13 protein-coding genes are annotated in these 12081 nt (G+C 73.4%); 5 read left to right on the top strand and 8 right to left on the bottom strand.

Annotated features, from left to right (window positions below; genetic code table 11):
* Window positions 1–12 precede the first annotated feature (12 nt).
* From ABTZ03_RS10475 to ABTZ03_RS10495, 5 genes are all read right to left on the bottom strand, one after another.
* A complete protein-coding gene (locus ABTZ03_RS10475) occupies window positions 13–786 on the bottom strand; it encodes a GNAT family N-acetyltransferase (protein WP_350512495.1) in 774 nt (257 codons plus the stop codon).
* Window positions 787–904: 118 nt separating this feature from the next.
* A complete protein-coding gene (locus tag ABTZ03_RS10480; protein WP_350512496.1) occupies window positions 905–1177 on the bottom strand; it encodes an enoyl-CoA hydratase-related protein in 273 nt (90 codons plus the stop codon).
* A 33-nt stretch (window positions 1178–1210) separates the two neighbouring features.
* A complete protein-coding gene (locus ABTZ03_RS10485; RefSeq protein WP_350512497.1) occupies window positions 1211–1606 on the bottom strand; it encodes a hypothetical protein in 396 nt (131 codons plus the stop codon).
* A 104-nt stretch (window positions 1607–1710) separates the two neighbouring features.
* The gene (locus tag ABTZ03_RS10490) at window positions 1711–2142 is read right to left on the bottom strand and encodes a DUF4240 domain-containing protein (RefSeq protein ID WP_350512498.1); all 432 of its coding nucleotides are present in this window, start codon (window positions 2140–2142) and stop codon (window positions 1711–1713) included.
* Between the two features lie 109 nt (window positions 2143–2251).
* The gene (locus ABTZ03_RS10495; RefSeq protein WP_350512499.1) at window positions 2252–3247 is read right to left on the bottom strand and encodes a helix-turn-helix transcriptional regulator; all 996 of its coding nucleotides are present in this window, start codon (window positions 3245–3247) and stop codon (window positions 2252–2254) included.
* Window positions 3248–3347: 100 nt separating this feature from the next.
* On the opposite strand from ABTZ03_RS10495, the gene ABTZ03_RS10500 reads away from it, so the two are divergent.
* A complete protein-coding gene (locus tag ABTZ03_RS10500; protein ID WP_350512500.1) occupies window positions 3348–3899 on the top strand; it encodes a DinB family protein in 552 nt (183 codons plus the stop codon).
* A gap of 63 nt (window positions 3900–3962) precedes the next feature.
* Here ABTZ03_RS10500 and ABTZ03_RS10505 read toward each other — a convergent pair whose 3' ends face one another.
* Window positions 3963–4178, bottom strand: a complete 216-nt coding sequence (locus ABTZ03_RS10505; RefSeq protein ID WP_350512501.1) for a heavy-metal-associated domain-containing protein — start codon at window positions 4176–4178, stop codon at window positions 3963–3965.
* Window positions 4179–4485: 307 nt separating this feature from the next.
* On the opposite strand from ABTZ03_RS10505, the gene ABTZ03_RS10510 reads away from it, so the two are divergent.
* Window positions 4486–5184 (top strand): DUF3152 domain-containing protein, encoded by a 699-nt coding sequence (locus tag ABTZ03_RS10510; protein ID WP_350512502.1) that lies wholly within the window; start codon window positions 4486–4488, stop codon window positions 5182–5184.
* A 133-nt stretch (window positions 5185–5317) separates the two neighbouring features.
* Window positions 5318–6256: a glutaminase gene (locus ABTZ03_RS10515; RefSeq protein ID WP_502894431.1), complete on the top strand. Its 939-nt coding sequence runs from the start codon at window positions 5318–5320 to the stop codon at window positions 6254–6256.
* 72 nt (window positions 6257–6328) lie between these two features.
* Here the strand turns inward: ABTZ03_RS10515 and glmS are convergent, their stop codons facing one another.
* Window positions 6329–8155 (bottom strand): glutamine--fructose-6-phosphate transaminase (isomerizing), encoded by a 1827-nt coding sequence (gene glmS, locus ABTZ03_RS10520; protein WP_350512503.1) that lies wholly within the window; start codon window positions 8153–8155, stop codon window positions 6329–6331.
* A gap of 90 nt (window positions 8156–8245) precedes the next feature.
* Window positions 8246–8518, bottom strand: coding sequence for a hypothetical protein (locus ABTZ03_RS10525; RefSeq protein ID WP_350512504.1), 273 nt, complete (start codon window positions 8516–8518; stop codon window positions 8246–8248).
* Window positions 8519–8712: 194 nt separating this feature from the next.
* Here ABTZ03_RS10525 and asnB point away from each other — a divergent pair, with 194 nt between their 5' ends.
* Window positions 8713–10563, top strand: a complete 1851-nt coding sequence (gene asnB / locus ABTZ03_RS10530) for an asparagine synthase (glutamine-hydrolyzing) (protein WP_350512505.1) — start codon at window positions 8713–8715, stop codon at window positions 10561–10563.
* A gap of 294 nt (window positions 10564–10857) precedes the next feature.
* A complete protein-coding gene (locus ABTZ03_RS10535) occupies window positions 10858–11982 on the top strand; it encodes a hypothetical protein (protein ID WP_350512506.1) in 1125 nt (374 codons plus the stop codon).
* The last annotated feature ends 99 nt before the right edge of the window (window positions 11983–12081 follow it).

The following is a 12081-nucleotide window of genomic DNA, read 5'->3' on the forward strand; positions in this document are numbered from 1 at the left end:
GCCGCGGGCCGGTCAGCGCGAGTGGAAGGAGTGGATGCCGCCGATCTCGGTGAAGCCCCGCCGGGCGTACCACTCGCGCGGCCAGTCGGCCGCGTCCGCGAGGAGGAACAGCCGCGGGATCCCGGCGGCCGCCGCCAGCGCCAGGCCGCTGGCGAGCAGGGTGTCGCCGTGGCCCGCGCCGCGGTGTCGGCCGACGGTGACCAGGTCCTCCAACTGGGCCAGCCCGGCGGCCGGTTCGAGGTAGAGGTCGACCCAGGCCGCGACCTCGCCGTCGGCCGCCGTCCGGGCGGCCAGGAAGTGCACCCGCTCGGCCCCGCGCAGCCGGGCCGGCCGGCGGTCGGCGAGCTGGCGGATGAGGTCCTCGCCCTCGTACCACTCCGACTGTTGCGCCAGCACGGCCTCCCGGATGTCGGCGTAATCCGTCGGCAGGGCGGCCGGTCGGGGCAGCGCGCAGCCCGCCGTGTCCCGGGCCATGACCACGGCGGTGCCCCGCTCGTACCCGGCCCCGACCAGCGCCGGGGTGACCCGGTCGCCCCACTCCTCGTCCAGCACGGTGATCGCGTACTGCTGCCGCGGCCCGAGCCAGCGCGTCGCCAGCCCGGGCAGCGCCACCGGGTCGGTGCCCGGCCCGGTGACGATCAGGTGGTTGTGTTCGTGCGAGAGCGCGAACTCCGGGTTCCGCACGGCGAAGACCCCGGGGAACTCGGGCAGTTCGACGATCTCGGCGGCCTGACGGCGGGCGAAGGCGACGTGGAAGGCGGCTACCCGCTCAAGCAGATCGGACATCCTGCCATGATCTCCCCGCCCGGCGCCGCGGGCCAAGCGAATATCCGGCGGCCACCACGCCCGGGCGAGGCCCGGCCGAGGCCCTCACCCCGGCCGAGGCCACAGCCCCCGGCCGAGGTCAGCGGCCCTTCGAACGGTCCAGGAACCGCTGGATGCCGTCGCGCACGCCGTCGGTCGGCACGGTGGCGGCGAAGCCGGCCGCCTCGACCGCCAGGCCCTCGTCGATCGGCAGGTTGATCCCCCGGGTGACGGCCCGCAGGCAGGCGGCCGCCGCGGTCGGCGCGTACCGGATGATCCGGTCCACCAAGTCTCGTGCCTCGTCGATGAGTTCACCGGCCGGCACGACCGCGTTGACCAGGCCCAGCGCCCTCCAGCGACTCCGGGACGCCATCGGGTCCATCGCCCCGTGAGCCCCGCCGGCCCCTCAGAGCCGGTACGGCCACACCCCGACACCCTCGCGGGCGGCCCGCACCTCGACCCACGTCCCGTCCGCGGCGGCCGGCGGCGCCGGCTCCCCGAGGTCGAGCAGGACCAGCGCGCCGGCCACCTCCAGCACCGCCGTCCCGGCCCCGTCCAGCCCCAACCTCCCGCGCAGCAGCACCCGTTCACCGTCCTCGCCCACCCCGGGCGCAGCGGTCCCGGCCGGCACCGTGTTGCCGCCCCAGGTCAGGTCCTCGTCGACGCTCCACTCGATGTGCCGCTCCCCCTCCGCCTCCCCCGGCTCCCCACACCACCGCACCACGGCGCTCCCCACCGCCGTCCCCACCCGCACCAGTCCACTCGCCGCCCCCTGACCCGCCGTCTCCACCGTGACCAGCACCCCGCCATCCTCCCTGCCCCTCCCCGGCAGGAACGGTCCGGGGCGAGGGCTGCACCGCCGCACCGGAAGTCGGCCCGGCCGACTTCCCACTCCGCCCCCGGCCGTCACGGACCGGCCCAGCCCTCGGAGTTCGAGAACGACTCGTAGCTGAAGCGCGTGCTGCGGTCCCAGTCCCGCCCGGTGAGGCTCTCGTAGGCCCGGTCCGGGACGTAGAGCAGCGGCTCCGCCCAGATGAGGTCGCGGGCGTACCGGCGGAACAGCGCGGGGTCGCCGAGCACGGCCTCGAACTCGGCCCGCCCCGCGGCGACGACGGCCGCCCGTGTGTACAGGAACGCGTCGCCCGACAGGCCGCCGCCGAACTCCCTGCGGTCGAGCCGGTGGAGGACCGAGGCCAGGTGCTCGGCGAAGGCGATGACGGCCGACAGCGGGCCGTCCGTCAGTGCGGCCACGAGCGACGCGGCGAGCCGTTCCGCCTCGGGGTCGGGCCGAGCGGGTCGGCACCGGTCGATGAGCTGCCAGAAGTCATCCTCGTTCATGCCGGACAGCATGGCCGGGCACTCTGACAGCCCCACACCGGCAGCCCCGCACCGGCAGCCCCGCACCGGAAGTCGGCCCGGCCGACTTCCCACTCCGCCCCCAGGCCTCCTACCCCGCCCCCGACTCCCCTGCCGCCCGGCCCTCCCGCTCCGCCGCCCGGCCGAAGCGGGCCGACCACTCCGCGATCAGCTCCCGCAGTTCCGGCGGATGGACCACCCGGAACTCCGCCCCCAGGGAGCCCAGCGCCATCGCGGGCCAGTCCAGCGAATCGGCCGTCATCCGCAGCCGGCAGCGCCCCTCGTCGACCGCCTCGACGTCGCCCCAGCGGCCGACCTGGGCGCGGACCCGGCCCGCCGGGGCGTCGACGAGGGCCTCGACGCGGTTGGGGCGGGGCATGCCGCTGAGGCCCGCGCGGACGTACTCGGCGGCGTCGGCGGCCGGGAGGGTGCGCGGGGCGAAGCGGGTGCCGGTGCCCTGGGCGGCGCTGAGGCGGTCCAGGCGGAAGGTGCGCCAGTCGCCGCGGTCGAGGTCGTACGCGACCAGGTACCAGCGCCGCTCCAGGCAGACGAGCCGGTGCGGTTCGACGTACCGCTCGGTGCGGTGTGCCGAGGCAGCGGTGTACGAGAACCGGAGCCGTTCGTCGTCGCGGCAGGCGAGGGCGACCGCGGTGAGGGCGTCCGGGTCGACGCCGGAGCCGGCCGACGTGCCCCAGTCGACGGGGACGGTCACCGCGCGCAGCGCCTCGACCCGCCGCCGCAGCCGGGCCGGCATCACCTGCACCACCTTGGCGAGCACCCGGACCGAGGCCTCGGCGACGCCCTCGACCGGGCTCTCGGCGGCCGCCTGCAGCCCGACCGCGAGGGCGACGGCCTCCTCGTCGTCGATGACCAGCGGCGGCAGCGCCGCGCCGGCCGCCAGCTGGTAGCCGCCGTCGACCCCGCGCTGGGCCTCGACGGGGTAGCCGAGTTCGCGCAGCCGGTCGACGTCCCGGCGCAGGGTGCGCACGGAGACGCCGAGCCGGTCGGCGAGTTCCTCACCGGGCCAGTACCGGTGGGTCTGGAGCAGGGAGAGCAGTCGCAGGGTGCGGGTGCTGGTGTTCGCCATGCCCCGATTCTGCCCTGCCATTCAGGTCAGGAAGTGACCGCAATGGTCCGTAACGTTGTTCTTGTCCGAGGGAGCAGTAACCGAACGGAAGGCCCCAACCATGACCACCACCGGTAACACGACCACGACCGCCGCCACCGCCGTCACCGGCGAGCGCGCCGACCTCCTGGTCGCGCTGGAGAAGCAGCGGCACTTCCTCCGCTTCACCACCCGCGACCTCACCGACGAGCAGGCCGCCCAGCGGAGCAGCGCCAGCGAGCTCTGCCTGGGCGGGCTGATCAAGCACGTGGCCTCGGTCGAGCGGCTGTGGGCGGCGTTCATCGTGCAGGGCCCGTCCGCGATGCCCGACTTCTCCGCCATGACCGAGGCCGACTTCGCCCGCCGCGCCGACGAGTTCCGGCTGCTGCCCGGCGAGACCCTCGCGGGGGTGCTCGCCGAGTACGCCGAGGTCGCCCGCCGCACCGACGAGTTGGTCGCCTCACTGGCCGACCTGGACGCCGCCCAGCCGCTGCCGAAGGCCCCCTGGTTCGAGGCGGACACCGAGTGGTCGGCCCGTCGGGTGCTGCTGCACGTCGTCGCCGAGACCGCCCAGCACGCGGGCCACGCCGACATCGTCCGCGAGTCCCTGGACGGCGCGAAGAGCATGGGCTGAGCCGCACCCGGGCCCGGTGGTCCGCCGTCACCGGACAGTGGCGGACCGCCGGGCCGGTTCGGGTCAGACCTGCCCGACGAAGGTGAATCCGGTCCCGTCCACCGCCTCCCGGAGCGCCGTCTCCTCCAGCGGCTGGGCGGAGGCGACGGTGACCCGGCCGCTGGGCGCGTCCGCGACGACGTCGGTGACGCCGGGCAGGGCGGACAGCCCGGCGCTCACCGTCCGCTCGCAGTGGCCGCAGCTCATCCCGGAGACGGTGAGGACGGTGGTGACGGACATGGCAGTGCCTCCGATGGCGCTTCGGGTACGGGGTGCGTGAGTACGGGGGGGTGCATGAGTGCGAGGTGCATGAGTACGGGAGCATGAGAGGGTCGGCCGATCCGGCCGGCCCGCACCACAACACCGGAATCCGACGCCGTTCCCCAGGGACACGCCGTACGGGTGGCACCTTCGTGTGGTTCCGGGAACCGCACGGGCCCCGCGCCCGACGGAGGCCGTCCGGTCCCTCCCCTGAACCGGCCGCCCACCCCCGCGCGTCCCTCCTGGTGTACTCCGTCCGGCCCTGATCAAGAGGTGTTCCACCCCGATGGCAGCCACTCCCGCCACCCCACCGAAGCGTCGAATACGACGCGCCGTGCTCGCCCTGGCCCTGGTCGCCGCGGTGACCGCCGGCCTGCTGTGGTGGCGGCCCTGGCACCGCGACCCGGCGCCGCTGGCCTTCACCACCGCGCCCGGCGGCTCCGCCCGCTTCGGCACCGGCGAGCACCTGTACCACTACAAGGTGCGGGTGGAGGACGGGATCGCCGAGGCCCCGCAGCAGTTCGCCGCCGAGGTGGACGCGATCCTCGGCGACACCGAGCGCGGCTGGGCGGCCGGCGGCACGGCGTCCTTCCAGCGGATGCCCGCCGACCCGGTGGACTTCACCGTCTACCTGGCGACCCCGAAGTCCACCGACCGGATCTGCGGCCAGTACGGGCTGGACACCGGCGGCTGGGTCAACTGCGGGGTCCAGCACCAGGTGGTGATCAACCTCAAGCGGTGGACCGAGCTGTCCGAGTTCTACCAGGGCCGGCCGGAGCTGTACCACGCGCTGGCGATCAACCACGAGGTCGGCCACATCCTCGGCAACGGCCACGTCGACTGCCCGGGTGCGGGCGCCCCGGCGCCGGTCATGATGCAGCAGATCAAGGGCCTGCACGGCTGCGTCCCCAACGGCTGGCCCTACTCGGACTCCGGCACCCTGCTCACCGGCCCGCCGGTCCAGGCCGCGACCAACGCTCCCTGAGCAGCGAACCCCCACCCCCGGCGCCACCGCACTCCTCCGGACACGGATAATCACAGGTCGGACCGCGTGTCGCCCCCCGGCGGCACGCGGTCCCGACTGTGTCCGTTCCCGTCCGCGCGTGGAGTGAATAACCTTGTTCGATGTGGAGACCCTCGACTACCCGGTCCTGCTGGCGGCCGCCGAAGCGGCCGCCCGGGCCACCACGGGCCGGGGCCACGTCGCCGACTACATCCCGGCCCTCGCCGCGGCCGACCCGGAGGCCTTCGGCATGGCCGTGGCCACCGTCGACGGCGAGGTGTACGGCGTCGGGGACTGGGAGCAGCCGTTCTCCATCCAGAGCGTCTCCAAGCTGTTCTCGCTCGCCCTCGCCCTCGCCTACAGCAGCGACGGCGGCGAGGGCCTCTGGCAGGGCGTCGGCCGGGAACCCTCCGGCAACCCCTTCAACTCGCTGGTGCAGCTGGAGACCGAGCACGGCATCCCGCGCAACCCGTTCATCAACGCGGGGGCCCTGGTGGTCACCGACCGGCTGCAGTCCCTGACCGGTGACGCCTCCGGCGCGGTACGGGAGTTCCTGCGCCGCGAGTCCGGCAACCCGCTGCTGGACACCGACCCGGTGATCGCCGCCTCCGAGGCCGACCACGGCCACCGCAACGCCGCGCTCGCCCACTTCATCGCCAGCCACGGCAACCTGCACAACCCGGTCGAGACCGTCCTGGAGCACTACTACGCCCACTGCGCCGTCGCCGCCAGCTGCCGCGACCTCGTCCTGGCCGGGGTCTTCCTCGCCCGCTACGGCGTCCGCACCGACGGCACCCGGCTGATGACCCGCAGCGAGGCCAAGCGCATCAACGCCGTCCTGCTCACCTGCGGCACCTACGACGCCGCCGGCGAGTTCGCCTTCCGGGTCGGCCTGCCCGGCAAGAGCGGCGTCGGCGGCGGCATCCTCGCGATACTCCCCGGCCGCGCCGCCGTCTGCGCCTGGGGCCCCCGCCTCGACCAGGCCGGCAACTCGGTCGCCGCCGTCACCGCCCTGGACACCCTCACCACGCTCTCCGGCTGCTCGGTCTTCTGAGACCGGGCCGGCGCCGACGGGCCCGGCCGCGCACACCGCGACCGGGCCCAACCGCCTTACGAAATACGGGACTTACTCCACCGTCACGCTCTTCGCCAGGTTGCGCGGCTTGTCCACGTCCCGGCCGAGCGCGACCGCCGCGTGGTAGGCCAGCAGCTGCAGCGGGATGTTGAGCAGCAGCGGGTCCAACTCCGGCTCGCTCTTGGGCACCAGGATGCAGTGGTCCGCGAGCTTCTCCTCGGGCCGCCGGTGGGCGACGGCGATGACGCGGCCGGAGCGGGCCTTGATCTCGCCGAGGGTGGTGAGGTTCTTGTCGAGCAGCTCGTCGTCCGGAACCAGGGCCACGGTGGGCAGTTCGGGGCTGATCAGGGCCAGCGGGCCGTGCTTGAGCTCGCTGGCCGGGTAGGCCTCGGCGTGGACGTAGGAGATCTCCTTGAGCTTCTGCGCGCCCTCCCGCGCCACCGGGTAGCCGCGGACCCGGCCGATGAACATCATCCCGGCCGAATCGGCGTACTCGGCGGCGAGCTTGGCGATGTCGTCGCTCTGCTCCAGCACCTCGCGGATCTGGTCGGGCAGCGCCTGGAGGGCGGAGACGATCCGGCGGCCGTCGGCGGGCGAGAGGTCGTGGATGCGGCCGAAGTGCAGGGCGAGCAGGGCGAAGGCGACCACGGTGGAGGTGAAGGCCTTGGTGGAGGCCACCGAGACCTCCGGTCCGGCGTGCAGGTAGATGCCGCCGTCGCACTCGCGGGCGATCGCGCTGCCCACGGTGTTGACGACGCCGAGCACCCGGCCGCCCTTGCGCTTGATCTCCTGGACGGCGGCGAGCGTGTCGTAGGTCTCGCCGGACTGGCTGACCGCGACGTACAGGGTGTCCGCCTCGATGACCGGGTTGCGGTAGCGGAACTCGGAGGCGGGCTCGCTGTGCGCGGGGATGCGGGCGAGCTCCTCGATCAGCTGGGCGCCCATCTCGCCCGCGTAGTAGGCGGATCCGCAGCCGAGGATCTTCACCCGGCGGATCTCGCGCAGCTCCCGGGCGTCCAGGTTGAGGCCGCCGAGGTGGGCGGTGCTGAAGCGCTCGTCGAGCCGGCCGCTGAGGGTGCGCTCGACCGAGGTGGACTGCTCGTGGATCTCCTTGAGCAGGTAGTGCTCGTAGCCGCCGGTGTCGAAGGAGTCGATCTCCCAGTCGACGGTGGACGGCTGGCGGTGGGTGGTGCGGGCGTCCGCGGTGAAGGTGCGGAAGCCGTCGGCGCGCACGGTGGCGAGCTCGCCGTCCTCCAGGTGCACGACCTGGCGGGTGTAGCGGACCAGGGCGGAGACGTCGGAGGCGGCGAACATCTCCTTCTCGCCGATGCCGAGCACGATCGGGCTGCCGTTGCGGGCGACCACGATGCGGTCGGGCTGCTCGGAGTCCAGCACGGCGATGCCGTAGGTGCCGACCACCCGGCCGAGGGCAGCGCGGACGGCGTCCTCCAGCTCCACGCCCTCGGTGGCGTGCACGGCGATCAGGTGGGAGAGCACCTCGGTGTCGGTCTCGGAGCGGAACACCGCGCCGTCGGCGGCCAGCTTGGCGCGCAGCTCGTCGGCGTTCTCGATGATGCCGTTGTGGACGACGGCGATCCGCTCGGCGTTGTCCAGGTGCGGGTGGGCGTTGGCGTCGCTGGGCACGCCGTGGGTGGCCCAGCGGGTGTGGCCGATGCCGGTGCCGCCCTTGAACCGGGCCGGTACGGCGGCGGCGAGGTCGGCGACCCGGCCCTTGACCTTGCGCAGCTTGATCCCGCCGGTGCGGCCGGCGACGGCGACGCCGGCCGAGTCGTAGCCGCGGTACTCCAGCCGGGCCAGCCCCTCCAGCAGGAAGGGGGTCGCGTCCTTGGGGCCGATGTAGGCCACGATTCCGCACATGCGTGGACTCCTCCACAGAGAGTAGGAATGGGTGGTCGGCCGTGGACGGGCACCCGGCCGTAGCTGTACGGGGTGCTCGACCGCGGCCGATCAGCCGTAGACGATCCGGCGCAGCTGACGGGCCGAGAGCTCCGGCGCCGCGACGCGGCGGGCGGGCAGCTCCTCGGCGAGCCGGGCGAAGATCCGTTCGTTGGTCAGACCACGTGCCTGGAGCTCGCCGTGGCGACGGCGGACGTACTCCTCGGTGGTCTCGGAGAAGTACGCCAGCACCTCCGCCACGACCCGCGCCGCCTCCCGGGGCCCGAGCGGGCTGGTCCGGGTGAGGTGGGCGAGGAGGTCTTCGTGAGGGTGGGAGCTCGACACGAGGCAAGACTCTAGGTCGCTTCGCGCGACGAAGCCAAAGATCTTGCCCGATTTCGGGCACACTTCATGACTTTCACCGCGGGTAACCAGGTGGATCTCCTTCCGCTACCTTCCCGACAGACTCTTGATGCCACGCCGACTCCGCACGTAGCGTGACCTCCGGTACACGTAGCGGAAGACCGGAGGGCTTGCTGATGTGCGGGATCACCGGATGGGTCGCCTTCGACCGCGACCTCACCGCCGAACGGGCCGTCCTCGAAGCGATGACGGCCACTCAACTCCGCCGCGGCCCGGACGCCGGCGGCATCCTGCTCCAGCCGCACGCCGGACTCGGGCACCGCCGCCTCGCGGTGATCGACATCGAGGGCGGCGTCCAGCCGATGACCGTCGAGCAGGACGGCCGGCTGCTGGCCGCGCTCACCTACAGCGGCGAGGTCTACAACCACCGCGAACTGCGCGCCGAACTGGAGGCGGCCGGGCACCGCTTCCGCACCCGCAGCGACACCGAGGTGGTGCTGCGCGCCTACCTGGAGTGGGGCGAGGGCCTGGCCGAGCGGCTCAACGGCATGTTCGCCTTCGCGGTCTGGGACGCCCGGCGCGAGGAACTGCTGCTGGTCCGCGACCGGATGGGCGTCAAACCGCTGTACTACCGCCCCACCCCGGACGGCGTGCTCTTCGGCTCCGAGATCAAGGCGATCCTGGCCCACCCCTCGGTACGCCCGGTGGTCGACCTGGACGGGCTGCGCGAACTGCTCGGCCACACCCGCACCCCGGGCCTCACCCCGTACCGCGGCATCCTGGAGGTCCGGCCCGGGCATGTGGTGCGGGTACGCCGCAGCGGCGTCTCGGTGCGCCGCTACTGGGCGCTGGAGGCCCGCGAGCACACCGACAGCCTGGAGGCCACGATCGCCACCGTCCGGGCCCTGCTGGACGACATCGTGCACCGCCAGCTGGACGCGGACGTGCCGCTCTGCTCGCTGCTCTCCGGCGGGCTGGACTCCAGCGCCATCACCACGATCGCCGCCAAGGAGCTGGCCGCCACCGGCGCCGGGCCGGTGCGCTCCTTCGCGGTGGACTTCGCCGGGCAGACCCGCAACTTCCACGCCGACCCGGTCCGGCAGACCCACGACGGCCCGTTCGCCCAACTGCTCGCCGACCACGTGGGCGCCGACCACAGCGTGATCGAACTGGACGCCGCCGAGCTCGCCGACCCGGCCGGACGCACCGCCACGGTGCGCGCCCGCGACCTGCCCAACGGCGTCGGCGACATGGACGTCTCGCTGCTGATGCTGTTCCGCGACATCCGCCGCCGGTCCACCGTCGCGCTGTCCGGCGAGTCCGCCGACGAGCTCTTCGGCGGCTACCGCTGGTTCCACGACCCCGTCACGGTCGCCGCCGAGGACTTCCCCTGGGCCGCCAGCCTCGCCGCCATCGCCGGCGCCGGCTCCGCCCCGCGCGAACGGCTGCTCGACGCCGGGCTGCTCCGCAAGCTCGACCTGGACGGCTACCGTCGGACCCGCTACCAGGAGGCGCTCACGGAGGTCCCGCACCTGGACGCGGCCGATCCGCTGGAACGGCGGATGCGCGAGATCTCGTACCTCAACCTGACCCGCTTCGTCTGCATCCTGCTCGACCGCAAGGACCGGATGAGCATGGCCCACGGCCTGGAGGTCCGGGTGCCGTTCTGCGACCACCGGCTGGTGCAGTACGTCTTCAACACCCCGTGGGCGATGAAGGCCTTCGACGGCCGGGAGAAGAGCCTGCTGCGCGCCGCCGTCCGGGACGTGCTGCCGCCCGCGGTCGCCGACCGGGTGAAGAGCCCGTACCCGGTGTCGATGGACCCGCTCTACCCGGCGCAGCTGCGCGCCGAGCTCGCCCGGCTCGCCGCCGCGGGCACCTCCCCGGCCCTGGACCTGCTGGACGGACGGCGGCTGACCGACGCGCTCGCCCCCGACACCGACCCGCAGTCCGTCCGGCTGGCCGTCGACCTCGCGCTGGACCTCGACGCCTGGCTGACGGAGTACCGGGTGACCCTGGAGATCTGAGCCCGCCGGGACGGCGCGGCGGCGGTGCGGCGGCGGTGCGGCCCGCACCGCCGCTGCGCCGTCCGGGTGAACGCGGAGAACCGGGGCCCCCGGCCGGCGGTTGACCACCCCGAACGGCCGACCGACCGTCAATCCCCTTGACCGCCGGGAGCCGTCCCGCCCCGTCGGGGTGTACGGACGATGCGGTAGCGTCGCCGACACCTCCCGAATGGCGGGCGAAAACGCGGGCTCCCGCTCCCCGTGCCGTCAGGATGGGAGCGAACCGTTCACCTCGATCCGCCGGGGGATCCCGTCATGCAGCCGCGAGTCTTCGCGATTCTCACCGCCGTGCTCCTGGGCGTCCTGGGCCTCGGCTCGGTGGCCGTCACCGACTGGTCGCCCGCCCGGGCCACCACGTCGCCCGCCACCTCCACGGCCCCCGGGGTCCCCGGGACCTCCGGTGCCAAGGCGGTCGGCGCCGGCGCCCCGAGCGCCACCCCGACCGGCGACCCGGCGGTGTGGACCCGCTCGACGCTGCGCAACAAGATGATGGCCGAGATGGACGCCACCGACCCCGGCGTCGCCCTCGCCGACCTCGACCGGATCACCAAGGAGAAGCCGTACACCGTGCGCTTCTGCCACCCGATCGCGCACGAGCTCGGCCACGCGGCGGTCAAGCGCTTCAACGCCGACTTCCAGAAGGTCATCTCCTTCCCGCACGAGACCTGCGCGGCCGGCTACCTGCACGGCGCGGTCGAGGAGATGCTCAACGCCTCCACCCAGCCCGAGGTCGACCTGCTCAAGCTGTGCGCCCCGAAGAACACCGGGCCCTGCATCCACGGCGTCGGCCACGGCACGATGTTCGTCGCCAAGCAGGACGTCGCCAAGGCCCGCGAGCTGTGCAACAAGTTCACCACCGACCAGAACCGGATCCGCTGCTCCGAGGGCCTGTTCATGCAGCTCTTCGGCCCGGACGAGGAGGACGAGCAGGCGAAGGCCAACCTGCCCGCCGACAAGCTCGCCCAGGACCCGCTCTACCCGTGCAAGGACCAGCCCTCGCTGTTCCAGTCCGCCTGCTTCTTCTACGCGCCGACCTTCTACCTCTCCTCGCACGACTACCCCAACCACCCCGAGGTCTACGCCGAAGCCCTCAAGTGGTGCCTCAACGGCAAGGCCAGCGGCGGGGCGGTGGACTGCAGCCGCGGCGTCGGCTCGCGGACCATGAAGTACAACCTGGACCGCGAGGACTGGGCCGCCCAGCAGTGCGCGACCGCCGCCGACGGCTGGCAGCGCAAGGCCTGCGCGGAGGGGCTGGTCAGCTACTACACGGTCAACTACACCGACGGCGGCGCGGCCGGGCGGCTCTGCGCGAAGATCACCGGCAAGGAGATGCAGGGCTACTGCCGCTCCGCAAGCGGGCTGTCCGCCTCGCTGGACTGAGCGCCCGCCCCTTCGTCCCACCTGTCGGGCCCGCGCCGCACGGCGCGGGCCCGACTGCGTAGGATCGCCCGATCACTCCGCCTGATCAGGGTGCGCCGA

The sequence above is a fragment of the Kitasatospora sp. NPDC096077 genome, assembly GCF_040303245.1.
Lineage (GTDB): Bacteria > Actinomycetota > Actinomycetes > Streptomycetales > Streptomycetaceae > Kitasatospora.